The organism is Escherichia sp. B1147 (assembly GCF_001660175.1).
GTDB lineage: Bacteria > Pseudomonadota > Gammaproteobacteria > Enterobacterales > Enterobacteriaceae > Escherichia > Escherichia whittamii.
Map to the genome: position 1 here is coordinate 24,598 of NZ_LFHY01000019.1, position 26,818 is coordinate 51,415.

The 26,818-nt window shown below is 48.8% G+C and carries 19 protein-coding genes, 1 tRNA gene and 6 pseudogenes; 12 read left to right on the forward strand and 14 right to left on the reverse strand.

Annotation, left to right across the window (positions count from 1 at the left end; translation table 11 throughout):
• Positions 1-10: 10 nt before the first annotated feature.
• The 3 genes from valS to pepA all read right to left on the reverse strand — a co-directional run bounded on the left by valS (position 11) and on the right by pepA (position 4,982).
• On the reverse strand, positions 11-2,866 hold the full coding sequence (valS, locus tag A9180_RS19590) for a valine--tRNA ligase (RefSeq protein ID WP_064530215.1): 2,856 nt from the start codon (positions 2,864-2,866) through the stop codon (positions 11-13).
• Positions 2,866-3,309: a DNA polymerase III subunit chi gene (gene holC, locus A9180_RS19595; protein ID WP_000786393.1), complete on the reverse strand. Its 444-nt coding sequence runs from the start codon at positions 3,307-3,309 to the stop codon at positions 2,866-2,868. Before holC ends, valS begins: the two co-directional genes overlap by 1 nt.
• A 161-nt stretch (positions 3,310-3,470) precedes the next feature.
• Entirely contained in the window at positions 3,471-4,982 is a 1,512-nt protein-coding gene (gene pepA / locus A9180_RS19600) for a leucyl aminopeptidase (protein ID WP_000397144.1), read from the reverse strand.
• Between the two features lie 153 nt (positions 4,983-5,135).
• Between pepA and ytgA the strand changes: the two genes are divergently transcribed.
• The 3 genes from ytgA (at position 5,136) to lptG (ending at position 7,431) form a co-directional block, all read left to right on the forward strand.
• Positions 5,136-5,186, forward strand: a complete 51-nt coding sequence (gene ytgA / locus A9180_RS24660) for a protein YtgA (protein WP_211180521.1) — start codon at positions 5,136-5,138, stop codon at positions 5,184-5,186.
• A 62-nt stretch (positions 5,187-5,248) separates the two neighbouring features.
• Positions 5,249-6,349: an LPS export ABC transporter permease LptF gene (gene lptF, locus A9180_RS19605; RefSeq protein WP_064530216.1), complete on the forward strand. Its 1,101-nt coding sequence runs from the start codon at positions 5,249-5,251 to the stop codon at positions 6,347-6,349.
• Positions 6,349-7,431 carry an LPS export ABC transporter permease LptG gene (lptG, locus tag A9180_RS19610; protein ID WP_001182249.1) on the forward strand — a complete coding sequence of 361 codons (1,083 nt, stop codon included), beginning with the start codon at positions 6,349-6,351 and terminating at the stop codon, positions 7,429-7,431. The genes lptF and lptG overlap by 1 nt, the downstream gene beginning before the upstream one ends.
• Before the next feature lie 182 nt (positions 7,432-7,613).
• Here lptG and A9180_RS19615 read toward each other — a convergent pair whose 3' ends face one another.
• Together A9180_RS19615 and A9180_RS23540 are read right to left on the reverse strand one after the other, a co-directional pair.
• Positions 7,614-9,116, reverse strand: a complete 1,503-nt coding sequence (locus A9180_RS19615; RefSeq protein WP_064530217.1) for a helicase HerA-like C-terminal domain-containing protein — start codon at positions 9,114-9,116, stop codon at positions 7,614-7,616.
• A gap of 106 nt (positions 9,117-9,222) precedes the next feature.
• Positions 9,223-9,453: pseudogene (locus A9180_RS23540) on the reverse strand (alcohol dehydrogenase); the annotation flags it as partial.
• 190 nt (positions 9,454-9,643) lie between these two features.
• Between A9180_RS23540 and A9180_RS19620 the strand changes: the two are divergent.
• From A9180_RS19620 to A9180_RS19635, 4 genes and pseudogenes are all read left to right on the forward strand, one after another.
• A tRNA-Leu gene (locus tag A9180_RS19620) sits at positions 9,644-9,728 on the forward strand.
• A gap of 180 nt (positions 9,729-9,908) precedes the next feature.
• Positions 9,909-11,106 (forward strand): annotated as a pseudogene (locus A9180_RS19625) (tyrosine-type recombinase/integrase).
• 114 nt (positions 11,107-11,220) lie between these two features.
• A complete protein-coding gene (locus A9180_RS19630) occupies positions 11,221-12,405 on the forward strand; it encodes a DNA cytosine methyltransferase (protein ID WP_064530218.1) in 1,185 nt (394 codons plus the stop codon).
• Entirely contained in the window at positions 12,392-13,279 is an 888-nt protein-coding gene (locus tag A9180_RS19635) for a Bpu10I family restriction endonuclease (RefSeq protein ID WP_064530219.1), read from the forward strand. Before A9180_RS19630 ends, A9180_RS19635 begins: the two co-directional genes overlap by 14 nt.
• Positions 13,280-13,488: 209 nt before the next feature.
• On the opposite strand, the gene A9180_RS19640 is transcribed toward A9180_RS19635, so the two are convergent.
• The 3 genes and pseudogenes from A9180_RS19640 to A9180_RS19645 form a co-directional block, all read right to left on the reverse strand.
• The gene (locus tag A9180_RS19640; protein ID WP_064530220.1) at positions 13,489-13,800 is read right to left on the reverse strand and encodes a conjugal transfer protein TraD; all 312 of its coding nucleotides are present in this window, start codon (positions 13,798-13,800) and stop codon (positions 13,489-13,491) included.
• 766 nt (positions 13,801-14,566) lie between these two features.
• Positions 14,567-14,746, reverse strand: a pseudogene (locus A9180_RS23545) (sialate O-acetylesterase); the annotation flags it as partial.
• A gap of 104 nt (positions 14,747-14,850) precedes the next feature.
• Positions 14,851-15,957 (reverse strand): N-acetylneuraminate epimerase, encoded by a 1,107-nt coding sequence (locus A9180_RS19645; RefSeq protein WP_064530221.1) that lies wholly within the window; start codon positions 15,955-15,957, stop codon positions 14,851-14,853.
• A gap of 573 nt (positions 15,958-16,530) precedes the next feature.
• Here A9180_RS19645 and uxuA point away from each other — a divergent pair.
• The 4 genes from uxuA to iraD all read left to right on the forward strand — a co-directional run bounded on the left by uxuA (position 16,531) and on the right by iraD (position 21,120).
• Positions 16,531-17,715, forward strand: coding sequence for a mannonate dehydratase (gene uxuA / locus A9180_RS19655; RefSeq protein ID WP_064530222.1), 1,185 nt, complete (start codon positions 16,531-16,533; stop codon positions 17,713-17,715).
• Between the two features lie 80 nt (positions 17,716-17,795).
• Entirely contained in the window at positions 17,796-19,256 is a 1,461-nt protein-coding gene (locus A9180_RS19660) for a fructuronate reductase (protein ID WP_064530223.1), read from the forward strand.
• Between the two features lie 268 nt (positions 19,257-19,524).
• Positions 19,525-20,298, forward strand: coding sequence for a Uxu operon transcriptional regulator (gene uxuR, locus A9180_RS19665; protein ID WP_064530224.1), 774 nt, complete (start codon positions 19,525-19,527; stop codon positions 20,296-20,298).
• 417 nt (positions 20,299-20,715) lie between these two features.
• The gene (iraD, locus tag A9180_RS19675; protein ID WP_064530225.1) at positions 20,716-21,120 is read left to right on the forward strand and encodes an anti-adapter protein IraD; all 405 of its coding nucleotides are present in this window, start codon (positions 20,716-20,718) and stop codon (positions 21,118-21,120) included.
• Here the strand turns inward: iraD and hypT are convergent.
• The 4 genes and pseudogenes from hypT to A9180_RS19695 all read right to left on the reverse strand — a co-directional run bounded on the left by hypT (position 21,100) and on the right by A9180_RS19695 (position 24,401).
• On the reverse strand, positions 21,100-22,011 hold the full coding sequence (gene hypT, locus A9180_RS19680; protein ID WP_064530226.1) for a hypochlorite stress DNA-binding transcriptional regulator HypT: 912 nt from the start codon (positions 22,009-22,011) through the stop codon (positions 21,100-21,102). The genes iraD and hypT overlap by 21 nt on opposite strands.
• A gap of 64 nt (positions 22,012-22,075) precedes the next feature.
• On the reverse strand, positions 22,076-23,248 hold the full coding sequence (gene iadA, locus A9180_RS19685; RefSeq protein ID WP_064530227.1) for a beta-aspartyl-peptidase: 1,173 nt from the start codon (positions 23,246-23,248) through the stop codon (positions 22,076-22,078).
• Between the two features lie 12 nt (positions 23,249-23,260).
• Positions 23,261-23,722, reverse strand: a complete 462-nt coding sequence (locus A9180_RS19690) for a YjiG family protein (RefSeq protein WP_064530228.1) — start codon at positions 23,720-23,722, stop codon at positions 23,261-23,263.
• Positions 23,719-24,401 (reverse strand): annotated as a pseudogene (locus tag A9180_RS19695) (nucleoside recognition domain-containing protein). The gene A9180_RS19690 and the pseudogene A9180_RS19695 overlap by 4 nt, the downstream one beginning before the upstream one ends.
• 139 nt (positions 24,402-24,540) lie before the next feature.
• Here A9180_RS19695 and A9180_RS24440 point away from each other — a divergent pair.
• Positions 24,541-24,603 (forward strand): annotated as a pseudogene (locus A9180_RS24440) (RNA--NAD 2'-phosphotransferase); the annotation flags it as partial.
• A 12-nt stretch (positions 24,604-24,615) separates the two neighbouring features.
• On the opposite strand, the pseudogene A9180_RS19700 reads toward A9180_RS24440, so the two are convergent.
• Both A9180_RS19700 and A9180_RS19705 read right to left on the reverse strand, forming a co-directional pair.
• Positions 24,616-25,771 (reverse strand): annotated as a pseudogene (locus A9180_RS19700) (MFS transporter).
• Between the two features lie 67 nt (positions 25,772-25,838).
• Positions 25,839-26,699: an SdiA-regulated domain-containing protein gene (locus tag A9180_RS19705; RefSeq protein WP_064530229.1), complete on the reverse strand. Its 861-nt coding sequence runs from the start codon at positions 26,697-26,699 to the stop codon at positions 25,839-25,841.
• Between the last annotated feature and the right edge of the window lie 119 nt (positions 26,700-26,818).

A 26,818-nucleotide genomic window follows, 5' to 3' on the forward strand; every position in this document is an offset into this window, starting at 1 on the left:
ATCGTGAATATTACAGCGCGGCGATAACTGCCTGCTGTTCAATCAGCTTCGCTTTCGCTTCCGCATAACCTTCCAGCTTCTCGCGCTCTTTCGCGATAACCGCTTCCGGTGCGCGGGCCACAAAGCCTTCGTTCGCCAGTTTGTTCTCAATACGGCTGATTTCACCTTCAATCTTCGCCACTTCTTTCGCCAGACGCGCCAGCTCATCTTCTTTGTTGATGAGGCCAGCCATCGGGATCAGCAGCTCTGCGCCGTCGACGATCTTAGTAACGGAAACCGGGCCTTTGTCATCGGCAGGCAGCACGGTGATGCTTTCCAGACGCGCCAGCGTTTGCAGGAAGCCACGGTTTTCGTTCACGCGACGTTCTGCATCTGCACTGCAACCACGCAGCAGCAGCTCCAGCGGTTTACCCGGCGCGATGTTCATTTCCGCGCGGATATTACGTACAGCAACGATCGCCTGCTTCAGCCACTCGGTGTCGGCCAGCGCTGCTTCATCGACCTGAGACGCATCGTACTGCGGGAACGGCTGCAGCATGATGGTGTCGGCAGTGATGCCGCAAAGTACTTTCACACGCTGCCAGATGGTTTCGGTGATAAACGGAATGATCGGATGCGCCAGGCGCAGCAAGCCTTCCAGCACGGTTACCAGCGTATGGCGAGTACCACGCAATTCGGCTTCGCTGCCACCGTTCATTACCGGCTTGGTAAGCTCCAGATACCAGTCACAGAACTGGTTCCAGGTGAATTCATACAGAATGCCCGCAGCGATATCGAAGCGGAAGCTGTCCAGCGCTTCGCGGTACGCTTTGATGGTCTGGTTGAACTCCGCCAGAATCCAGCGGTCCGCCAGCGACAGCGTCATTTCGCCGCCGTTGAAGCCACAATCCTGACCTTCTGTGTTCATCAGCACAAAGCGGCTGGCGTTCCACAGCTTGTTACAGAAGTTACGATAACCTTCCAGACGCTTCATATCCCAGTTGATGTCACGACCGGTAGAAGCCAGCGCCGCCAGGGTGAAGCGCAGCGCATCAGTACCGTGCGGCTCAATGCCGTTCGGGAACTGCTTCTCGGTGCGCTTACGGATTTTATCCGCCAGCTGCGGCTGCATCATATTGCCGGTACGTTTTTCCAGCAGTTCTGGCAGCGAAATACCGTCAACCATATCCAGTGGGTCAATTACGTTACCCTTGGATTTGGACATCTTCTGGCCTTCGTCATCACGAATCAGACCGGTCATGTAAACGGTGTGGAACGGCACCTGCGGTTTGCCATTTTCATCTTTGATGAAGTGCATGGTCATCATGATCATGCGGGCAATCCAGAAGAAGATGATGTCGAAGCCAGACACCATTACGCTGGTTGGGTGGAACTGACGCAGGGCGTCGGTGTTTTCCGGCCAGCCGAGCGTAGAGAAGGTCCACAGCGCAGAGGAGAACCAGGTATCGAGAACGTCTTCGTCCTGACGCAGAGCAACGTCGGCACCGAGGTTATTTTCCTGACGCACTTCGTCTTCGTTGCGACCAACATAAACGTTACCTGCTTCGTCGTACCATGCCGGGATACGGTGACCCCACCACAGCTGACGAGAGATACACCAGTCCTGAATATCGCGCATCCAGGAGAAGTACATGTTTTCGTACTGCTTCGGTACGAACTGAATGTCGCCGTTCTCAACCGCTTCAACTGCTGGTTTCGCCAGTACATCGGCGCGTACGTACCACTGGTCGGTCAGCATTGGTTCAATAACCACGCCGCCACGGTCGCCGTAAGGAACGGTCAGGTCGTGCGGTTTGATCTCTTCCAGCAGGCCGAGGGCGTCAACCGCCGCAACGATCGCTTTACGTGCAGCAAAACGCTCCAGTTTCTGGAATTCTGCCGGGATTTCGCTGGAATAAACGTCAGATTCGTTACCTTTGGTATCGAACACCTGAGCGCTTTCACGGATATCACCGTCAAAAGTCAGGATGTTGATCATCGGAAGCTGGTGACGTTTACCCACTTCATAGTCGTTAAAGTCGTGCGCCGGAGTGATCTTCACGCAGCCGGTGCCTTTTTCCATGTCGGCGTGTTCGTCGCCAACGATCGGAATACGACGGTTAACCAGCGGCAGAATGACATATTTGCCAATCAGATCTTTATAACGCGGATCTTCCGGGTTAACAGCTACGCCGGTATCGCCCAGCAGGGTTTCCGGACGGGTAGTCGCAACCACCAGATAATCTTTACCATCAGCGGTTTTCGCGCCGTCAGCCAGCGGATAGCGGATGTGCCACATCGAGCCTTTCGATTCGCGGTTTTCCACTTCCAGGTCAGAGATAGCGGTACGCAGTTTCGGGTCCCAGTTTACCAGGCGCTTGCCACGGTAAATCAGGTCTTCTTTATACAGACGAACGAAAACTTCTTTCACCGCATTGGACAGGCCTTCATCCATAGTGAAGCGTTCACGCTCCCAGTCTACAGAGTTGCCGAGACGACGCATCTGACGGGTAATGGTGCCGCCGGATTCCGCTTTCCATTCCCAGATTTTGTCGATGAAAGCTTCGCGGCCATAGTCGTGACGGGTTTTACCTTCTTCTGCGGCAATCTTGCGCTCAACGACCATCTGGGTAGCGATCCCGGCGTGGTCAGTACCGACCTGCCACAGGGTGTTTTTACCCTGCATGCGCTGATAGCGGATCATGGTATCCATGATGGTTTGCTGGAAGGCGTGACCCATATGCAAACTGCCGGTGACGTTCGGCGGCGGGATCATGATGCAGAAACTTTCCTGGCTTTCATCGCCATTAGGCTTAAAGTAGCCCTGCTTTTCCCAGTGCTCGTAAAGCGGCTGTTCGATATCTTGTGGGTTGTATGTCTTTTCCATTATTTCCAGGTTGCCGTATTCAGGTTGAAACCAGCCACGCGGTAGGCTTTATAGCGTTCGCGCGCCAGTTGTTTCAGAGAATCTTCATAAGGGACGAAGTCTACCACTTCTGTGAAAGCGGTGGCAAAATCTGCAAAGCTTGTTCGCAGACTAATCAATATATCGCGCGGGCTGCTGCTCCGTTTTTGCGGCCAGGCGATCTCCACCGGCGCACCGCCGCGCGGTCCTTCTCCCGCTAAATTGTGCGGAACAAAGCTTTCTGCCGGACGCGCCCACAGGGCTTCATCCAGTCGATAAGCCTGCTTTTCATCTTCACAGGCGATGAGCACGCGCTTACCGCTGCGCCAACGTTCTGCGGCAATTTCACACACCAGTTGCTCAACGGCGCTTAAGCCATCGATGGTCGTGTCATTGTCCAGAAGGTAGAACGTTGCGTTTTTCATATATGGGGCTTCTTGTGGTGGATTTAAATACGCATCAGGTATACACAACATTGCCTGATGCGACGCTGTCGCGTCTTATCAGGCCTACGAGTTCAATGCTCTGTGTAGGTCGGATAAGGCGTTCATGCCGCATCCGACAATAACAACAATGGCTGATGCAATCACTCTTCGCCGTTAAACCCAGCACGGTTCAGCAGGAACTGTGCCAGCAACGCCACCGGGCGACCGGTTGCGCCTTTTGCTTTACCAGAACGCCAGGCGGTACCTGCAATATCCAGGTGTGCCCAGTTGTACTTACGGGTAAAGCGTGACAGGAAGCAACCTGCGGTAATCGCCCCACCAGGACGACCGCCAATGTTCGCCATATCGGCAAAATTGGACTCCAGTTGTTCCTGATACTCGTCACCCAGCGGTAAACGCCATGCGCGGTCACCGGATTGTTCAGATGCGGCAATCAGCTCATGGGCCAGCGGATTGTGGTTCGCCATCAGACCGGTAATGTGATGACCCAGCGCGATCACGCAGGCACCGGTCAGCGTCGCCACGTCAATCACCGCTTCCGGCTCAAAACGTTCAACGTAAGTTAACACATCGCACAGCACCAGACGGCCTTCGGCGTCGGTATTCAACACTTCTACGGTCTGACCGGACATGGTGGTTAACACATCGCCCGGACGATACGCGCGCCCGCCAGGCATGTTTTCGCAGCCTGCCAGCACGCCGATAACGTTAATCGGCAGTTGCAGCTCTGCCACCATACGCATCACGCCGTAAACCGCCGCCGCGCCGCACATATCGTACTTCATCTCATCCATGCCTTCTGAAGGCTTGATGGAGATACCGCCGGAGTCGAAGGTTAAACCTTTACCGACCAGCACGATTGGGCGCGCATCTTCCGACGCATTGCCTTTGTACTCAATCACCGACATCAGCGATTCGTTTTGTGAACCCTGACCGACCGCCAGATAAGAGTGCATCCCCAACTCTTTCATCTGCTGTTCGCCGATAACGCGAGTGATGACATTCTTGCTGTAGCTATCAGCCAACTGACGCGCTTGTGAAGCAAGGTAAGCGGCGTTACAGATATTCGGTGGCATATTGCCGAGATCTTTCGCGGCTTTAATCCCTGCAGCAATCGCCAGACCGTGCTGGATCGCGCGCTCCCCGCTGGTCAGCTCACGGCGGGTCGGCACGTTGAAGACCATTTTACGCAGCGGACGACGCGGTTCGCTCTTATTCGTTTTCAGCTGATCAAAACTGTAGAGCGTCTCTTTTGCTGTCTCGACAGCCTGACGTACTTTCCAGTAGTTGTTACGGCCTTTAACGTGCAGTTCAGTCAGGAAGCAAACCGCTTCCATCGAGCCAGTATCATTCAGCGTATTAATGGTTTTCTGAATAACCTGCTTGTACTGGCGCTCATCCAGCTCACGTTCTTTGCCGCAACCAATAAGGAGAATGCGCTCAGAAAGCACATTCGGCACATGGTGCAGCAACAGGGTCTGCCCCGGCTTTCCTTCCAGTTCGCCTCGGCGCAGCAGGGCGCTGATGTACCCATCACTGATCTTATCGAGCTGTTCTGCAATCGGAGAAAGGCGACGTGGTTCGAAGACGCCCACGACGATGCAGGCACTCCGCTGTTTCTCCGGGCTACCGCTTTTTACACTAAACTCCATGCACTACGCTCCTGAATCTTAAAGACAACGGCGGTGGCTACAGATAGAATTGCAAGCTTTCGTAACTCATGTCCGCTGTTGCGATGACTTCGTGTTAATCTTAACGTTATTACAGCATTGGCACGTCAGAACAAAATCTGAGAGGTGAATCCGTTGAGTATAATTATCTTAGCGACGATTTCGACGACTCAAGAGAATAAATGACGTTTAAGCCATGAAACAAGCTAAAATCCTGCAAAAGACGAGTTTTTACGGGCGTATTTAAAGTGATAATCATAAGATATCTGGTTCGGGAGACGCTCAAAAGCCAGCTGGCGATACTCTTCATCTTGCTTTTGATCTTCTTCTGTCAAAAGTTAGTGAGGATCCTCGGCGCAGCGGTTGACGGTGACATTCCGGCGAATCTGGTGCTCTCCCTGTTGGGTCTGGGCGTGCCGGAAATGGCGCAGCTTATCCTGCCATTAAGCCTGTTCCTCGGGCTGCTGATGACGTTGGGTAAACTGTATACCGAAAGTGAAATTACGGTCATGCATGCCTGCGGCCTGAGCAAAGCGGTTCTGGTGAAAGCGGCAATGGTTCTCGCGGTGTTCACAGCGATTGTCGCGGCGATTAACGTCATGTGGGCGGGGCCGTGGTCATCGCGTCATCAGGATGAAGTGCTGGCAGAAGCGAAAGCGAACCCTGGCATGGCTGCGCTGGCGCAAGGGCAATTCCAGCAAGCGACCAATGGCAGCTCAGTGCTGTTCATCGAAAGTGTTGATGGCAGCGATTTCAAAGATGTGTTTCTCGCGCAAATTCGACCAAAAGGTAACGCACGTCCTTCTGTGGTGGTGGCCGATTCCGGACATTTAACGCAACTGCGTGACGGCTCCCAGGTCGTTAGCCTCAACCAGGGAACGCGCTTCGAAGGCACCGCATTGTTACGTGATTTCCGCATTACTGACTTCCAGGATTATCAGGCGATCATTGGTCACCAGGCGGTGGCGCTGGATCCGAATGATACCGACCAGATGGACATGCGCACGTTATGGAACACCGATACCGATCGCGCCCGTGCGGAACTAAACTGGCGTATCACGCTGGTATTCACCGTGTTTATGATGGCGTTGATGGTTGTACCGCTGAGTGTGGTTAACCCGCGTCAGGGACGCGTCCTGTCGATGCTGCCAGCCATGCTGCTGTATCTGCTTTTCTTCCTGATCCAGACCTCCCTGAAGTCGAACGGCGGTAAAGGTAAGCTGGACCCGACGCTATGGATGTGGACCGTTAACCTGATTTATCTGGCTTTGGCGATTGTTCTCAACCTTTGGGATACGGTGCCGGTTCGCCGCCTGCGCGCCAGTTTTTCGCGTAAAGGAGCGGTGTGATGCAACCTTTTGGCGTACTTGACCGCTATATCGGTAAAACCATTTTCACCACCATCATGATGACGCTGTTCATGCTGGTGTCGCTCTCCGGCATTATCAAGTTTGTCGATCAGCTGAAAAAAGCCGGGCAGGGGAGTTACGACGCGTTAGGCGCGGGAATGTATACCCTGTTGAGCGTGCCGAAAGATGTGCAAATCTTCTTCCCGATGGCGGCCCTGCTGGGCGCGTTGCTCGGATTGGGGATGCTGGCACAGCGCAGCGAACTGGTGGTAATGCAGGCTTCTGGTTTTACCCGTATGCAGGTGGCGCTGTCGGTAATGAAAACCGCCATTCCGCTGGTTTTACTGACGATGGCGATTGGCGAATGGGTCGCGCCGCAGGGCGAACAGATGGCGCGTAACTACCGCGCGCAGGCGATGTACGGTGGTTCGTTGCTCTCTACTCAGCAAGGTTTATGGGCCAAAGATGGTGACAACTTTGTCTATATTGAGCGAGTAAAAGGTGACGAAGAATTAGGCGGTATCAGTATTTATGCCTTTAACGAAAATCGTCGTCTGCAATCCGTTCGCTATGCCGCTTCTGCGAAGTTTGACCCTGAACATAAAGTCTGGCGTCTGTCACAGGTTGATGAATCTGACCTGACCAATCCAAAACAGATAACCGGTTCGCAGACTGTGAGCGGCACCTGGAAAACCAACCTCACGCCGGACAAACTGGGCGTGGTGGCGTTGGACCCGGATGCGCTTTCCATCAGTGGTTTGCACAACTACGTGAAGTATCTGAAGTCGAGCGGTCAGGATGCCGGACGATATCAGCTCAACATGTGGAGCAAAATCTTCCAGCCGCTTTCTGTTGCGGTAATGATGCTGATGGCGCTGTCGTTTATCTTCGGCCCACTGCGTAGCGTGCCGATGGGCGTGCGCGTGGTCACCGGTATCAGCTTCGGTTTTGTCTTCTACGTACTGGACCAGATCTTCGGCCCACTGACGCTGGTTTACGGCATCCCGCCGATCATCGGCGCATTGTTGCCAAGCGCCAGCTTCTTCTTAATCAGCCTGTGGCTGTTAATGAGAAAATCGTAATCTGATGAGTGAATAAAGGGAGCTAAAGCTCCCTTTATTGTTGTTAGCAAAGTGGCGTAGGCCTGATAAGCGTAGCGCATCAGGCAAAGGCAAGCTGGTGTGAGAGAATACAAACCGCACCAAACTGTCCCCTCGCCCCTTTGGGGAGAGGGCCAGGGTGAGAGGCACAGACAGCACCTGACTTACCTTCTTCTTCCCCCCAGCAAACTCCCCAGCACACCGCGTACAATCTGATTCGTGACCTGGCGGGCGGCGCTTTTCGCCATTGTTTGCACCACACCATCTTTCTTCCCGCCGCGTGGTCCGGTAGTGCCAAACAAAATATCCTTCAACCCACCCAGAATACCGTCATCTTCACCTGTCTCTTTCCCTTTGGCCGGAGGAGTATTTTGCTGCTCGGTACTTGCCTGTACGCCTTTTTGCAATATCTCATAGGCGGATTCCCGGTCCACGTCATCTTCATACTTGCCATACACCGGGGAGTGATTAATCAAGCCATTACGCTCATCTTCTGTTACCGGCCCCATCCGTGAACAAGGCGCGATCACCATCGCACGCTCTACCACAGAAGGGCTTCCTTTCGCATCCAGAAAAGAGATCAACGCTTCGCCGGTTCCTAGTTCCTGAATCGCCTTTTCCGTATCAAATGCAGGATTGGGGCGCATGGTTTGCGCTGCCGTCTTCACCGCTTTCTGGTCTTTCGGTGTAAAGGCGCGCAGAGCGTGCTGAACGCGATTTCCCAACTGCCCAAGCACGTTGTCCGGGATATCAGAAGGGTTTTGCGAAACAAACCAGACGCCTACACCTTTTGAACGGATAAGCCTTATTACCTGTTCAATCTTATCCAGCAGCACCTGCGGCGCATCATTAAACAACAGATGCGCTTCGTCGAAGAAAAACACCAGTTTCGGTTTTTCCAAATCGCCCGCTTCCGGAAGTTGTTCATACAACTCTGAAAGCATCCACAACAGGCTGGCGGCGTACAGTTTTGGCATCTGGTAGAGTTTTTCGGCGCTAAGGATATTGATAACACCCTTACCGTTGGCATCGGTACGCATCCAGTCTTTGATATCCAGCATCGGCTCGCCAAAGAAATGCGTCGCCCCTTGCTGTTCCAGCGTCAGTAATCCGCGCTGAATGGCGCCAACCGATGCGCCACTGATATTACCGTACTGATTCTGGAATGATTTGGCGTTATCACCGATGTATTGGGTAATCGCCCGCAAATCTTTAAAGTCGAGAAGCAACAATCCCTGATCGTCAGCAATACGGAAAATAATATTCAGCACGCCAGATTGCACATCGTTGAGATTCAACAAACGCGCCAGCAACAACGGCCCGAGATCCGATACCGTTGCCCGCACTGGATGACCTTTCTCACCAAAAATATCCCATACCACCACTGGATTCGCATGTGGTTGCCAGTCGTTGACGCCGATATTTTTCAACCGAGCGAGCAGTTTTTCCGAGGTAGTACCTTCTGCCGCCACCCCGGTCAAATCACCTTTTACATCGGCCATAAACACCGGAACGCCGATTTCTGACAGAGATTCCGCCAGTTTTTGCAGCGTGACAGTTTTACCTGTCCCCGTTGCGCCAGTAATCAGTCCGTGACGGTTAGCCATAGCGGGTAGTAAAAACAGTTCTGTGTCCGGCGTGCGGGCAATTAAACGTGATTCGCTCATGAGATTTCCTCCAGTTCCCTGCCTGGAGTATAGACACGGTTGAGCTCCTTTCACCACTAAATTCAGCCGATTGCGAGATATCTTAAAGGCCTGGCAGAGGCGCACCGGAAAAGCCTCCTCGATTCATAATTGTCGGCACCGAACCTTGCCAAAAGTTGATCTGATTACCGCGAATACCGGCGCCGCAGTGACCACGGCTGCGCGCCGTCTGTTGACCTAACTGCTAATCTTTATCCTGCGCGGTGCTACCCAAGGCAACCACACGGACAATCACCACATGTCCGGCAACCCGCGGATATTGCGAAAATCCTTATTCGTTATCGATCATCGGCATATTTTTGTCGTTCTCTGGTGTTGTCTGGGAAGTGTAGAGCATGGCTGGGCGGGGCCAGGAGTGTGACAAAGGTTACATATCGCTGAAGACAATGCTGAAATTTTCAGCACTTAGCGAGGCAGGCACAAGCTGGCGCTTGCATGGTGGCGCGTGACAGGTATAATTCACAACGTTTTCCGCATACCTCTTCAGTGCCGAAGTGGCGAAATCGGTAGACGCAGTTGATTCAAAATCAACCGTAGAAATACGTGCCGGTTCGAGTCCGGCCTTCGGCACCAGTCAAGGCTTTTACAGTCTACTACTAAAGTCTACTTATGTGTACAAAATCAATAAGTTAGATAGTGTTCTTCTTGTTTCAGGTCTATCAAAATCTACTGTCGAATATCAATGTCTACCAATAAATACTGTTGGTGGTTTCTGTTCGATTTATATTGATACCATCACGGCGAGGGCGATCTATGGCTCTTACTGATATCAAAGTCAGAACGGTTAAGCCTGCAGATAAACCTTTCAAACTTACCCATGGTGAGGGTATGCATCTGCGGGTTAACCCTAATGGCTCAAAATACTGGCGTTTTCAATATCGATTCAGTTGCAAACAGAAGATGCTGGCGTTAGGGGGGTATCTAATGATTTCATCGGCAGAGGCTAGTAAGAGGTGCGATGCAGCAAAGAAACTGGTATCTGATGGCATCGATCCCTCTCAAAAGAAAAAGAGGAAAAGATTGCAGAAAGCGGAGCACTAACCTTTGAGGCTGTGGTAAGAGATTGGCAGGCATCCTTAGTAAAAAATGGTCGGCGTCCCATAGTGAACGAGTGCTTAAAAGCTTAGTGGATAATCTTTTCCTAGCGTTAGGTCAGCGGAAAATTTCGGAAGACAAGAGATTTACTCGCCCCGATAAAGGTAGTTGAGGCGAACGGACGATATGAAGTTGCCTCTCGTCTTCAACAACATACAACTGTTATCATGCATTTTGCGGTACAAAATGGTCTGAGTGATTATAACCCGGCCCAAGACATGGCTGGTGCGGTAGCCATGGTTAAACGGGTGCATCGTCCCGCCCTCAATTTTGAGCGAATCCCTGAATTGTTTGATAAAATTGAGCGCTTCAATGGTTGAACATTGACTAAGTTGGCGGTGGCGTTAACGTTATTAGCCTTCATTCGTTCGAGTGAACTTCGTTTTGCCAGATGGAAATAAATCGATTTTATAAATGTGCTTTGGACGATACCTCCAGAGCAAGAACCTTTAAAGGGCGATAAACAGTCACAACGTGGTTCTAAAAATGCTTAGTCCTCACCTTATTTCCTTAAGCCGTCAGGCACTGAAAATGTTAGAAGAGATAAAACATATCAGTGGAGATAACGAGTTGGTCTTCACGGGTGATTACCAGTCAGATAGGCCAATGAGTGAGAACACTGTTAACAAGACCCTTCGTTCAATGGTGTACGACACGAAAACGGAGGCTGTGAGCACGGGTTAGGGCGATGGCTTGTAGTGCCTTGATTGAGTCTGGTTTATGGTTAAGAGACGCTGTTGAACGCCAGATGAGCCATCAGGAACGAAACAATATCCGTGCGGCTTACATCCAACTTGCAGAACATCTTCATGAACGTAGACTTATGATTCAGTGGTGGGGTGATTATTTACACTAATGTAGAACTAGTTATAAGCAACCATTTAGCTTTGATAAATCGTGAACAAGTTTGTTGTGCCGCTCTTAAAATAGTTTACAAATATCAACGTGGAATTAGGATTAGATTAATAAAATGAGTAAAGTTAAAGTGTTAGACACCTTCGCTGGAGCAGGAGGATTTAGTCTGGGATTCCATATGGCAGGTGCCGAAATAATTGGCGCTATCGAGGTTGATAGTTGGGCAACTGAAACATTTAAATTTAATCATCCAGAGTCATTGGTAATTAAAAAAGACATATCACAGTTTAGTGACGAAGAGATATTGAAGACTTTTAAAAATAACAAACCTGATATTATACTCGGTGGGCCGCCATGCCAAGGTTTTTCAATAGCTAATAAAAATAATGGCGATCATAAAGATCCACGAAATTCATTATTTGAGGAGTTTCTTCGCATTGGAAGAATATTATCGCCAATGGTAATGATAATGGAGAATGTTCCGAATATAGTTAAAGCAAAAACGAAAGATGGAATATTTGTCGTCGATATTATAAAAGAAGAACTGTCCTCATTAGGATATCATGTATATCACAGTATTTTGGAGGCAACAGATTTTGGAGTACCGCAAATCAGAAGGCGGTTGTTTATTATAGCATCCAGAAAAGAATTAAAAAATCCATTTCCAAAACCAACACATAACATAACTGGTAGTGATGGATTGAAAAAAACACCCACATTATGGGACGCTATTTCAGATCTTCCTCAAATTAATGCCAGAGAGGGAAGCGAAGAGATGGATTATGATAAACAAGCTTTAACTGATTATCAAAAAAAACTCAGGTTTAATAGTTATAAAATATTTAATCATAAGGCAATGAATCATTCAAAAAGACTAGTTGAGCGTTTTTCGTCCATGACTTGGGGGCAATCTACTTCTGATGTTCCTGAACATTTAAAACCGTATAAAAGAAATAGCAAAGAAATTTCTGAAAAGGTATATGATCAGAATAATAGACGTATGCATCCTAATAAACCATGTCATACAATTGCTGCTTCATTTTATGCAAACTTCGTTCATCCTTATTTAAACCGAAACTTTACTGCGAGAGAGGGGGCTAGAATTCAGTCGTTTCCAGACTGGTATGTATTTAAGGGGAAACCTACTGTAGTAAGCCACAAATTGTTACAGAGAGAAGGTCGTGAAGATGAAAAATACTTATGTCAATACAATCAAATAGGCAATGCCGTTCCACCATTAATGGCAAAGGAAATTGCATTAAATATCTTTAATGAGGTATTTTATAATGATAAAAAATAATGTGTTTGTGCATGGAAATAATATATTACAAAAGCTTAACAGTAAAGTAAAGTATACAGATCGAGAATCAGTTTTATTTTTAAAAGAGATAAGCCAAAGATATGAAGTTTGGAAGAAAGGTAATCTAGAACTCAAAGGACCATTTAAAAATTCTTCTTTAGATGAAATACAAGAAATAATCTGTAAAAGAGTTGAACTCTTAAATAATTACAAGGATTTTCTTGATGTTCAAAAATATGCAGAACATTTTGACTCAAGATCAAATCTACACTCATCCGTTCTTGAAGAGTTTATGTATTATTTATTTAAAGATATAGTTGAAGAAATAAGTCCACATGCTCTTATAGGTAAATCACATTCGTTTAAAGATATATTTTTTAGGTCAAATTCATATGGTAATATGGTGGAAAGGCCTTATGCTGTAATTGAGAAAAAAGATCATGATTTTTCGATCGGAGTCAGTGTAAATGCTGAGATGAATTGCAATGGATCTCAAAAAAATGAGGTTCATATTTGGGATATTCCTGCTATAGCAATTGAATGTAAAACGTACCTTGATAAAACAATGCTACAGGATGTTTCAACGGCGGCTGAAGAAATAAAACTCAAAAATCCAAATGCAATGTATATTGTAGTTGCAGAATGGATAAAGTTAACCGAGAATATAAATTTGAAAAAATATAAGGTTGATCAAATTTATGTGCTACGCAAACAAAAGAACACCGATAGAGAATACAGGTTTTTAGATGGTTATGTAAAAAATCCAATTTACGAAGATGCAGTGATGCATTTGTTTATTCTTGTAAAAGACTTCCTAACGTCTGATTGGGAGGGTGGTGTAAATTATGGGTTGCAAAATGGCTATCTCCTTTGATTGAATAATTTATTTACCGTTGTTTAAGTAGGTGGTTTTTTATAAACCACCTACTTGTGGTGATATAGAATTAAATGCAATAAAACCTTGATGGTCATAATTCCTAACGTGCTATATACTAAACTGTCTTCCTAGTTAACTTTAACCCCCGAAACCCCGCTAGATATTCTTGTTTTGCTACTATAAATATCCGCCGACTGAATCAAAAATTACTCATTTCTACCAACCATATACTCAAGGAATCTTTGCCCTCGTAATTTAACTCTTGCTTTAGTCTCCGAATTAAGATTCGAAGTTTGTAATAATATCTCCAATACAAATTCCTTATCGACATTTTCTACTTTGCAACTAATAGCCTTAGCTATTTCCGCACCGAGGATGATTTTCAGGCGTGTTTCAACGCTTTTGGATAAAGATTTCTCTTTGGTCTTGAGTCGATTTAGACGCATCTGCGCTGATGCTATTTTTTGCTCAATTGTTTTTTCTGTTCTCGGCTTTCTGTTTTTATCGTCCGTACTCATAATTACTTTGCTTTTTTGTTTTTAAAAAAATGAATTACAATTAAAAAATAAAAGGTCAAATAATACGCAGAAAGTTGAATATTTTTCATTTCAAATTAAAATACGCAGCACGAAATGATTATTCCAGACAATCACCTGCTGAATAAGCTAACCCTGTTCATGATGGTATTCTTCCCGAAAAATGGTGCTTTGGTTTTAAAAATGATAAGACAGCAAGCTCAAAATAAAATTATGCAATACAAACGAGTACAATCACTAAATTAAAATATCTGAGACTCTCAGTGTTCCTTATTTTATCAAATCAATGAAAACAATTTCACCTGTTGTCTTTAGATTCTTATTTCATCTCTTAACCTGTAAATTGTGCAACACATAAAGGCATCTGTTATTTTCACAATTCTATCTGATTTAAGCTTCCCCGCCTTACGGCAGGAAGGAAACACTACGCTTGTACTTACAGGCGCCCTCTAAAAATAATACATTTAATATAACCATACTCATCCGATTTCCATCCTATTAATTCCACAGATATTAAAGCTATAGTCTATATTTAATTATAGACAAAGTTTTTACATCGTCATTATTTAAAACTCCTTTATGAAATATAAAAATAAAGCAATGACAACCTATACACTTAATTCTTGAGTGCGTGGGTCTACCGACAGTTGCTTGTCGCCGGTTAAAATAAAAACCAAGGTCAACGTCAACACCAAGGTTTTTCTTACGAAAAACTAGCTAGATGCAAATAAATCAAATTAATAAACGCTCACCCTTCACGCCAAAACTGCAAAATAGCGTCAACAAATTTGTCTACAATCATCCCCCGACTGAAATGACGGCTTCGTAGCGCCGTCGTCCAGTTCTCCGGCGATCGGTACGCTGAACCGTAATATCCCTTTCTCAAATTATTTGGATTTTCATCAGGTGCGTTTGTCAGTTCTCTTTTAAAGTGATATGACGGGTGCGGGATATGTCTGCGCAAACCGCGCCAGTTGTTTTATTCCAGGATGAACAACATCTTTATTTTCAGGCAATGAGAACCCTGAAAAGTTAGTTTTGCACAGTAACTTTATTATCTTTCACCGAGAGCAACACTGAATCCGCCACCGCTTTACCCCCCGCAGTTTCACCGCCAATAATCAATAAACTATTATTCCAGGGCAATGATACTCCGTAGGCCCGACCTTGTGTCAGTTCGCCAGACTTATCCCATTTCCCGTTATGCCACAAATAAATATCAGCACTATACGATTTTTTCAGGCCTTCATGCGCATAGTTCTTACCGTTCTGGTAATTTTTGCGCGAGCCTATAAAACCTGCGCCTCCGGCAAATATAAGAGAATCATTGCTTATCCCCGCAAAACCGCCAGCGACGCCATCTGGTGATGAGACGGGAGGAAGCTTATTCCATTTTATGTTATTGCCGGTAAAATCAAGTTCAAATACGGCATCTGTCCGCAGCCCAGGCTTTGCTTCCCCATTAATAAGCCAGGTTTTATCACCTTTATTCACAACCGCCGCACCAGCCGTACCGTACCAGGGAGATTCGCCAGCGTAACTCCATTGCTGTGTAGAGGGATCAAAAGACAACAGAAACTTATTGAAGAAATAATCTTCTGCTTTTTTATCGAAATAGTGGGTGTTGATTTTATCTATGATTTTTGAATCTTTTCCGGCCTCATTGAGATCCTCAAAATAGCCATTAAATATATTCTGATTTACTCCACCGGTAATATAGGCTTTGCCGTTGTGTACAAATGTCACATGACCCGCCATGCCTATCGGTGCGTGTGACATCAATTTAATCCAGGTATTAGTTGCTGGGCTATATTTGTACACATCATTGAACACCCTGGTTAAACCTTGTTGGTTTTTGCCAATACCGCCGAATACATACAAATCACCATCAATAAATGCGGACGTTGCTTGATCTCTCGTGCCACCGGGGAACTCAGCCAGAGCTGTCCATTTTTTATCTTTGGCTTGCGTATCCAGCTTGTACCATGCTGTTCCTGCACTACCTAAACCAATGTAGACAGTGTTGTTTTCAATTGCTCCAGTACCACTTTTCAATGGCACTGGAGTCTCCGGTAATACAGACGCGTTCGCGGCAAATGATGCCATCATGATAGCAAGCGCCATTATTGTTTTATTCATTGTGAATGACTCCTGCTACGCTGGAATTCAAATGTCGCACCATGTGCCTGTATACCTTTTATACCAAAACTAAATAGCAATCTTTGCAACAAAGTCAGTTTTGTTGTGTCGGTCACAACTTATGCAATGGGGGAACAGGTTAAGAGAGAAGCATCAGGGGATATGATGCGTTTTACAGTCAGTGTGCTTCAGCACGCCGTCAGCAATCACCACCACAATCGCCGAGGAACCAATAAAGTTTAATTTTTCCAGGTTAATCCATTGTTATGTTGGACGACACGTTATGTAAATTGGTCAACCATTATTGCGATGAATGTCACATTCCCCGATCACTAACTGCCGATCCCCCTTTGTTATCATTTGCAGCAACCGGCAGCGGAGTGGATTTCTTGTGATGTGGTTAACCAATTTTAGATTTCAGGTTGACATGTATTACCAAAAGGTAGAACTTATACGCCATCTCATCCGATGCAACGCCACGGCTGTGGTCTGGTTGTTCATTCGGATACCTAAACAACTCCGGGGTTCCGCGTCTCTTCGCTGTTGAACCCACTACGTGAAAGAGGAATAAACATGGAACAGACCTGGCGCTGGTACGGCCCTAACGATCCGGTTTCTTTAGCTGATGTCCGTCAGGCGGGCGCAACTGGCGTGGTTACCGCGCTGCACCATATCCCGAACGGCGAAGTATGGTCCGTTGAAGAGATCCTCAAACGCAAGGCTATCGTTGAAGACGCAGGCCTGGTGTGGTCTGTCGTGGAAAGCGTGCCAATTCACGAAGATATCAAGACCCACACTGGCAACTATGAGCAGTGGATTGCTAACTATCAGCAGACCCTGCGCAACCTGGCGCAGTGCGGCATCCGCACCGTGTGCTACAACTTCATGCCAGTGCTCGACTGGACCCGTACCGACCTCGAATATGTACTGCCAGACGGCTCAAAAGCGCTGCGTTTCGACCAGATCGAATTCGCTGCGTTTGAAATGCATATCCTGAAGCGTCCGGGCGCGGAAGCCGATTACACTGAAGAAGAAATTGCTCAGGCCGCTGTTCGCTTCTCCACCATGAGCGACGAAGATAAAGCGCGTCTGACCCGTAACATCATCGCTGGTCTGCCGGGCGCGGAAGAAGGTTATACCCTCGACCAGTTCCGTAAGCACCTGGAACTGTACAAAGATATCGACAAAGCCAAACTGCGCGAAAACTTTGCTGTCTTCCTGAAGGCGATCATTCCAGTTGCGGAAGAAGTCGGCGTGCGTATGGCTGTTCACCCGGACGATCCGCCGCGCCCGATCCTCGGCCTGCCGCGCATCGTTTCCACCATTGAAGATATGCAGTGGATGGTCGACACCGTGAACAGCATGGCGAACGGTTTCACCATGTGCACCGGTTCCTACGGCGTGCGTGCTGACAACGATCTGGTTGATATGATCAAGCAGTTCGGCCCGCGTATTTACTTCACCCATCTGCGCTCCACCATGCGTGAAGATAACCCGAAAACCTTCCACGAAGCGGCGCACCTGAACGGTGACGTTGATATGTACGAAGTGGTGAAAGCGATCGTTGAAGAAGAGCACCGTCGTAAAGCGGAAGGCAAAGAAGACCTGATCCCGATGCGTCCGGACCACGGCCACCAGATGCTGGACGACCTGAAGAAGAAAACCAACCCAGGTTACTCCGCGATTGGTCGTCTGAAAGGCCTGGCCGAAGTTCGCGGCGTCGAAATGGCGATCCAGCGCGCTTTCTTTAGCCGTTAATATCCACCGGCATGGCTGCGCGCCGTGCCGGTTCCTTCTTCCTTGCCGTCACTCTTTGAAGACGGATTCTGGAGTTTACGATGACTACTATTGTTGACAGCAATCTGCCGGTTGCCCGCCCGTCATGGGATCATTCTCGTCTGGAATCACGCATTGTGCATCTCGGTTGCGGGGCGTTTCACCGCGCGCACCAGGCGCTGTACACCCATCATCTGCTGGAAAGTACCGACAGCGACTGGGGCATCTGCGAAGTTAACCTGATGCCAGGCAACGACCGCGTGCTGATCGAAAACCTGAAAAAACAGCAACTGCTGTACACCGTGGCGGAAAAAGGCGCAGAAAGCACCGAGCTGAAAATTATTGGTTCGATGAAAGAAGCCCTGCATCCGGAAATCGACGGTTGCGAAGGTATTCTCAACGCGATGGCGCGTCCTCAGACGGCGATTGTCTCTCTGACGGTCACGGAAAAAGGTTACTGCGCCGATGCGGCAAGTGGTCAGCTGGATCTTAACAATCCGCTGATCAAACACGATCTGGAAAACCCGACCGCGCCGAAATCCGCGATTGGTTACATCGTAGAAGCCCTGCGTCTGCGTCGTGAAAAAGGGCTGAAAGCGTTCACGGTGATGTCCTGCGACAACGTACGTGAAAATGGTCATGTGGCGAAAGTTGCCGTTCTGGGGCTGGCTCAGGCGCGTGACCCGCAGCTGGCGTCATGGATCGAAGAGAACGTCACCTTCCCATGCACCATGGTTGACCGTATCGTTCCGGCAGCTACCCCAGAAACGTTGCAAGAAATTGCTGACCAGCTGGGCGTTTATGACCCGTGCGCCATTGCCTGCGAACCGTTCCGTCAGTGGGTCATTGAAGATAACTTCGTTAATGGTCGTCCGGACTGGGATAAAGTCGGCGCGCAGTTCGTTGCGGATGTTGTACCGTTCGAAATGATGAAACTGCGTATGCTTAACGGCAGCCACTCCTTCCTGGCGTACCTCGGTTATCTCGGCGGCTATGAAACTATCGCCGACACCATGACTAACCCGGATTATCGCAAAGCAGCCTTTGCCCTGATGATGCAGGAACAAGCGCCAACGCTGTCAATGCCGGAAGGGACTGACCTGAACGCCTATGCGACGCTGCTGATCGAGCGTTTTAGCAACCCGTCTCTGCGTCACCGTACCTGGCAGATTGCGATGGACGGCAGCCAGAAGTTACCGCAACGTCTGCTGGACCCGGTGCGTCTGCACCTGCAAAACGGCGGTAGCTGGCGTCACCTGGCGCTTGGCGTAGCGGGCTGGATGCGTTACACCCAGGGCGTGGATGAGCAAGGTAACGCTATCGACGTGGTAGACCCGATGCTGGCCGAGTTCCAGAAGATCAACGCGCAGTATCAGGGCGCAGAACGCGTGAAAGCGCTACTGGGCTTGAGTGGTATTTTTGCCGATGATCTGCCGCAAAATGCAGACTTTGTGGGCGCGGTGACTGCGGCTTATCAGCAACTGTGCGAGCGCGGCGCGCGTGAGTGTGTGGCTGCACTGTAACTGACTGATTACCCTACAGACATTCTGGTCAATCAAAAACATATTTGGTTGACCAGTTTTCGTTTTTTGCCCACCTGTACGTGCCAACTTCCAGTGCTAATGGTATAGTTTGAAATTAACGGTCAACGTAAAATTGCCCGATAAACAAGCTTATCGGGCCTACGGATCAATCGCAATTTATTGAATACGCACTCTTTGTAGGCCGAATAAGGCGTTCACGCTGCATTCGGCAATAATTTGATTAATCGCATCTAACGGACACAACATCATGAAATCTGCCACCTCTGCGCAAAGACCTTACCAGGAAGTTGGGGCGATGATCCGCGATCTGATCCTTAAGACGCCGTATAATCCTGGCGAACGGCTGCCGCCGGAGCGCGAAATCGCAGAAATGCTGGATGTCACCCGCACGGTGGTCCGTGAGGCGCTGATCATGCTGGAGATCAAAGGGCTGGTAGAAGTACGACGTGGTGCCGGTATTTATGTTCTCGACAATTTACCCAGCCACAATGCAGACAGCGCAGAGGCCAACGTCTGCAATGACGCCGGTCCTTTTGAACTGTTACAGGCGCGCCAGTTGCTGGAAAGTAACATCGCCGAGTTTGCCGCTTTGCAGGCCACCCGTGAAGACATCGTTAAAATGCGTCAGGCATTGCAACTGGAAGAGCGTGAACTGGCCTCCAGTGCGCCGGGCAGTAGCGAAAGCGGCGACATGCAGTTCCACCTCGCTATTGCCGAAGCCACGCATAACAGCATGCTGGTAGAGTTGTTCCGTCAGTCCTGGGAGTGGCGTGAAAACAACCCTATGTGGATCCAGTTACATAGCCATCTGGATGACAGCTTATACCGCAAAGAGTGGTTGGACGATCACAAACAGATCCTGGCTGCGCTAATCAAGAAAGATGCCCGCGCAGCAAAACTGGCGATGTGGCAGCATCTGGAGAATGTGAAACAGCGCTTGCTGGAGTTCTCTAACGTTGATGACATCTATTTCGATGGTTATCTGTTTGACTCGTGGCCGTTGGATAAAGTGGACGCCTGATCAATCCCTCATCTCTGGTGCAAAGTTGAACCGCTTTGCACTGTCTATGTTCCCCGAATAATTAATTATGTTCTGCAGAATATATTATGCGTAATTCAATAATTACGTACGATATATTATTTTGGAATAATTATATATCAGTTTAACGCTGAGAAATTATTCGGAATAATCAGAATATGTTAACGTATTTCCGTTATGTTTAATGACTTTTGTCAAATGACACCTTTTTAAATAAAAAGTCAGTGGATATTCTTTTCAGTCCAGTGTTTTATCTTTGGCGGATCTTATAAATCCCTTATGAAAGTGCCAGGGACGCAATGAGCATAAAGGAATGATTATGGAATATGAGCATCAACCCAGTGGTGTCCAGCAGCCAGGGCAGGATACAGATGCCACTAAACGTCAGGAGTGCGCAAAATGATGCGCCAATCAGTTCAGACGCTATTACCTGAAAGTACAGGGAACAATACGTTATCGCTGCGTGATTCCGTATGCCGGGATCTCTTTCAACTTTTTAGTTCTCCCCATTCACCGCTACCAACATTACTTGTTTCAGGCATGCCTGAGTGGCAAGGGAATAATCAGAGCGACAAGCTTCTCCAGAGTTGGTATTGCCGTCAGTTACGTTCTGCGCTTTTATTTCATGAACCACGTATTGCGGCATTGCAGGTCAACCTGAAAGAAGTCTATTGCCACGAGTTGGCCATTAGTCTGGAGATGATGCTGTACCACGATGATGAGCCGCTCACATTTGACCTGGTCTGGCAGAAGGGGAGCTGGCACAGTTCAATACCGGGAGTTTCAGCCAGGTTCAATCTTTAGTTCGCGCAGTTCACGCCAGAAACGCTCTGCAACGGGATTCATCCGTGTGTTCATCCGGTATGCGTAGGCCTGAATCGGGATAACTAATTCGTCCCGATTCAGGACAATGAGCTGCCCGCCGCGAATTTCTTGTTGTATGGCGTACTCCGGTAGCCAGGCAATCCCACAACCGTCGAGGGCAACCTGCTTTAATAACTCGCTCATTGAAGACACGAAAAAGGTGCTGAAACTTAACTCGCAGTGGCGCGTCAGGGTACGGTTAATCAATCGCCCCATGTAAGAGTTGCGGCTGTAGTTGAGCAGAGGAAAGTGCGGCTGTGCGAGGTTAAAAAGCGCTTCCCCCCGTTCGTTAACGGCGCAGACGGGGAACAGTCGTGATTCAAACAGCCGAATGTAGTCGAACGGCGCTTCCAGTAAGTCTTCGTCGTGAAAGGAAAAAATACAGTCACTTTGCCCTTCGCGCAGCTTATCAACCGCTTCGTCGACATCAATGGCTTCAATCGCCCAGGTAAAGAGCGGTGGCATCTGGCTGATAATGGACGGTAACAGACTGAGGGAAAGGGAGTGTGCGGCGGCAATCTTGATTTTGCGTTGCGCATAATCGCTGCCGCCACGAAGCTCTGCGAGGTTGCTCTCTAACTGCTGCAACAGATGGCGGATTTGCGAATGGAAGATTTTCCCTTGTTCCGAGAGTTGTAGCGGCGTTACCTGACGATTGAACAACTCAACGCCAACCGCCTGTTCCAGCGCGCGTATTCGGCGGCTGAATGCCGGTTGTGAGACGTTGCGGCTGACTGCTGTCTGGGAGAAATTACGGCATTTTTCCAGGGTCAGAAAATCATAAAGCCATTTGGTTTCAATATTATGCAAGACCGCACCACTGTCATCCATTGCGTTTTACTCTGTCAGCCGCCGTTGCGGGCATTCTACGTCCATTCGGGCGGCTGACAACCGCTTATGCAGTTTCAAACGTTCCTTTCACGCAGGCTTTGCCGTCTTTAACCATCAGTTTGCCGCGAGCGTATACCTGTTCAATGTGCAGTTCCGGCGTCATGACTAACAGGTCCGCATCGGTACCCGGCAGAATTTCGCCTTTACCGGTCAGGTTGAGAAAACCAGCGACGCTGCTGGTGAGTGGACGCAGGGCATCGCTAAGGCTGAAGTTATAGTCTTTGACCAACACTTGCACGGTTTCCAGCAACGTCTCAAAACCCGCAACGCCGATATGCGTTAAATTCCCTTCGTCGTCAAAGAACGGCTGACTGCCGTTGCCGTCGGAGCTAAGGGTGACGCGAGCCAGTGGAATACCCGCCTGAACGGCGCGGGCAATACCTTCGGCAGGGGCGACCGGTTCGTCAATGCTGCTGGTGATATCGATGGTGCCGCCTTTGCGCGCGAACTCCAGCGCCTGCTCAAACAAAGGTACATTGCGGTTAACGTGGGTCGGCAGCAACTTGCTGATAGGCACATCGCAGTTCTCAAGGAGGTCATAGATCGGCTGTAACGCCTTTTTGCTGTCGCCCATGTGGAACACGGTGACGCCAGGCTTACCGCCAAGTAACCCCCCAACGCGGGATTCCGCCGCCATATTGGCCAGATGATAAACATCCGGCGCGGCCGAACGGTGGTCTGAGATGGCACATTTCACGCCAATCACGCGATCGATAATCGCCACATCTTTTTCCACCGAACCAGTAATGGTGCGGGAAGGCACATGATAAGCACCGGTCAGCATCCAGGCGCTGATGCCTTCTTCATTGAGTGCACGAGTTTTGGCGAGTAAGGATTCCGGGTGGCGAGAGATAGAGTCAGTGCCGAGCAGACCAACCACTGACGTGACGCCTGCTTCTGTCAGACGACTTAATGCCACTTCCGGCGTACGTGTGGTAGGGCCTGCTTCGCCGCCGCCGCCAATTAAATGGACGTGTTGATCAATAAAACCTGGGCAGAGGATCTGCCCGCTGAGATCGACAACCGTGCAGTCCGGTACGATGTCAGAAGGGATGTTGCTGGCAACGGCGATAATCTTGCCGTTAGCGACGAGGACATCGCAAATTCCCCGATCTTCGGGCGCGTACAAATGCGCTCCCTGCAGCAGGGTAAAACCGGCTGCGGAATAATCAATCATGGTAACTCCTTGTTAAACAATAAGCTGCATAACCCAGATCGACAGCAATGCGTTAATCACGCAGACCGTAATGATATGCGGGTAATATTTGGCATTCACTTCGGCTGTCCCCAGGCAGCGACCGACATTTTGCACCGGGTTGCCCATTAAATACATCGCGGGCAGTAAAACGGTGACATCGTGACCGGTTAATGCGCCAGTGGTCGCCAGGCTGGCGGCAACGCCGACCGCACCACCCATACTCATTAATGCGGCTAAAAGGACGGTTGCCGCTTCACCGGGCAATCCCCACAGTGCCATTACCGGTTCACAGATATGTCCCACCCAGTCGAGCAGACCAGTAATTTTCAGTGCCTGAATGATGACAAACGCCATCACCACGTTCGGCAGCAGGTTGGTGGTGGCGATAGTAAAGCCACGGCGTGCGCCATCGATAAACATATCCATGACATTTTTGCGGACCTGAGTTGTCATGCTTGCGCTCCTTGCGTTGGGTTGCGACGTTCTTCGAAGTTAAGCCAGACGCGCAAAATGTTGGCACCGACAAATTTAAACACCAGGATGACAGCTAAAGGTACGATTACGGACGTCCCCAGAAAGGCAAACACAGCGACGCCGGAAGAGAAATAGTTGGTGATGATGGCGCTACCGCTGGTTTGATAAGCGGCAAAAATCACTTTATCGCGCTCGGTAATTTCCCCTTCCTGTGCCAGCTCTTTGGTCATACCCGCGGCGGCATCGGTGTTTTGCAGGTTGGCGATTAGCGCCAGTGAACAGATACCTGGAATGCCCAACAACGGTTTTAGCACGGGCGTCATTAGCTGCTGCGCGGCGCGCAATCCGCCAAGACCATCGGTAATTGAGATAATCCCCAGCGAGAGAATCACTGACGGTGCCAGTTCCAGCGCGAAGAGAAAGCCATCTTTAGCCCCTGCGCCACCTGCGCCGCGAAACGAGGTGGTCGCGCCATTCGCACCAGGCAGTTGCCCAAACGATCCGTTCAGAACGGAAAAATCAAAAACACGCCACCAACCGTCTGTTCCGGAAAAAACTCCGGAAAAAAGATAATCGTGAGAAAAAAGGCCAGATACCCTTTAATACCCACTTTTTCTGTCGCCAGCTCCCCAGCTACAGCATCCCCTTGTTGTGTCATAACAATCCCCATTGTTTTTTTGTGTATGTGTGTTGCGGCTACCAGGAAAATTCCTGGAGCTGAAAAACCTTATCAGTCATGTGGGTATGGGGAAAATGCAAGTATGTTTCTGGCTATGCGTTTTTTGCATAGTGGAAAATGGCAAGCGGAAAACGGGGTCTGGCTGACATCAACGGTTGCGGTTGAGTTTCTTGAGTGGTAAGGGAAATTGCCCTTATGAAGCGACCACTTGCAGCTTGAATAATTGCACTGTGCTGATCAGCGCGGCAAAGAGTGGCGCTGGCAAGCGCCGATGTTCCATTGCCGAGCATACTGGTTAGCGCCGGGCCCAGAATTTGCCCAATGCCGTAAATGAGCGTCACAAAGCCTAAAAGGTTGAGATTTCCTGGTACGCTCAGTTGGCGGGCGATGGTCATCACCAGAGAGGTCGTACCCATAAAGGTGCCGCCAAAACCAATACTACTGATGATAAGCAAGAGAGGAGAGTCGCTGGCGAGAGTAAGCAGTACACAGATAGCCTGCACCAGTAAATTCGCCGTCAGGCAGGGCAAAGCCCCCCAGCGTTTTGCTGCCCATAGCCAGCCAAAGCAGCCTGGCACAATTGATAAGCCGACTAACGTCCAGAGATGAGCGGTTAACAATGGTGAGCCTGCATCATTTGCCATGAGCGGCAGGTAAGTCGCGACGATGATATAACCAAATCCCGCCAGGCCGTACAGAATAGCCAGTAACCACCAGCTCATTATCTGTTGCTCCGCTTTTGCCAATGGCGCTGGCGCGATGGTTTGTTTTTTCGAGGGCATTAAAAGCGCCAGTGCAATCAGCATCATGCCAGAAAGCGCCCCGGCGCCTTGCCATAACGTTTGCGAGGAGAGGGCAAAATGCAGGCCCGTCAGTACATATTCATTGCCCAGCGCGATGCCAATACCAACGCCAGAAAACAGAGCAGCCAGCACAAAGGGATGGCGGGTGTGCTGCATAATCAGCGTCGAACCAAAAATCAGCATTCCGGCGCTGGCGACACCCGCCAGGAAGCGAATCAATAACACCAGAATAAACGACGGCGACCATGCCATTGCGAGGATCAACAATCCGCTCGCCAGGGCAGAAGCCAACAGAAATGGGCGCAGGCGCGACGGCTGGTGAAATGCGCCAAATGAAAATAGCAGACTGCCAGTCAGATACCCCGCGTAGTTGCCGCTGGCAATCCACGAGAGCTGGCTAAATGAAAATGCCCCTTCCGCCATCATGACGGGCAACATAGGCGTATAAAGGAAGCGACCTAATCCCATCCCTAAGGTCAGAACCAGCATCCCGAAAAGCGCGGTGCTGAAAGAAAAGCGTTCTACGGGATGCGAGGACGGGGGCATGTTTAACCTTGTTTGTATTTTTTGTTGTTAACAAGTTAATAACAAAAAAGTGAAACATGCCAGCCTGTTAATGTGATGATTTAGGGGTAAAGCGATAAAAATGATTTGGTTCGCTAACGATATAAATATTACCAGAGGCATCCATCGCAACCCCTTCGGCCTGTTTAATGTTATGCGACAAACCTCGACTACCTTTAGTTAGTGACATTTCACCGATAACTTCGCCCGCCAGCGTTACTTCCTGGAGTGCGCGTGATTCATGAGACAGCACCAGAAGCGTATTTTTTTGCTGGTTAAATTCTGCGCCGGACACATCATCTAAAGTAAATTGACGTTGTAGTTCCTTGTCTTTGCTGATGTGCAATTCATTGCTACTTAACAGTCCGTTAACTTTATAGACCTCAATCGGATTTTTCTCTTTAAAAAACCAGAAAGTGTGATCCTGGCGAGAATAGGCCACCCCTTCAAAACCACAATTGGTTGGAGATTCCTGCAGCGGGATTTTTATTTTTTTGAGGATTTTTACTTCCGAGTTTGGGGTCAGTGAAATCACATAAATGGCATAATCGCGCTCATCGCTAATGACAAACTGATTATCGCCAATGTATTCGATCGTCTCGAGATCCTTAACAAAATCCAGCGGAATAGTGCGGATCAAATCGCCATTGGTGGTCATTTCAACAATGGCGGCGGGTTTGTTGATAGTGCTAAACAAGGTATTGCTCTGTGCCGACCAGGTCAGCGAGGAGATATTATTCGTTACGCCTGCAATTTCTTTGCCGTCAATGGTGGCGTGGTAATTCTGAAATGATGCCGCATGATTGCTTTTACGGGCGCAAGATTGCACGAAGAAAGTACACACTGCCACAATGGCAAAAAGAATCACAATAACGGCGATGCGTTTACTTAACGAAATACTTTTTGTCACGGTAATCCCTTTAAGGCAAATCAATAAGATATCGAGAAGTATACGTAGCGATCTTAATGAATCCTTAACGCGGAGCCAGACCGTAATGTGCAATGCATTTTCAGTCGCTGTCTTTCTTC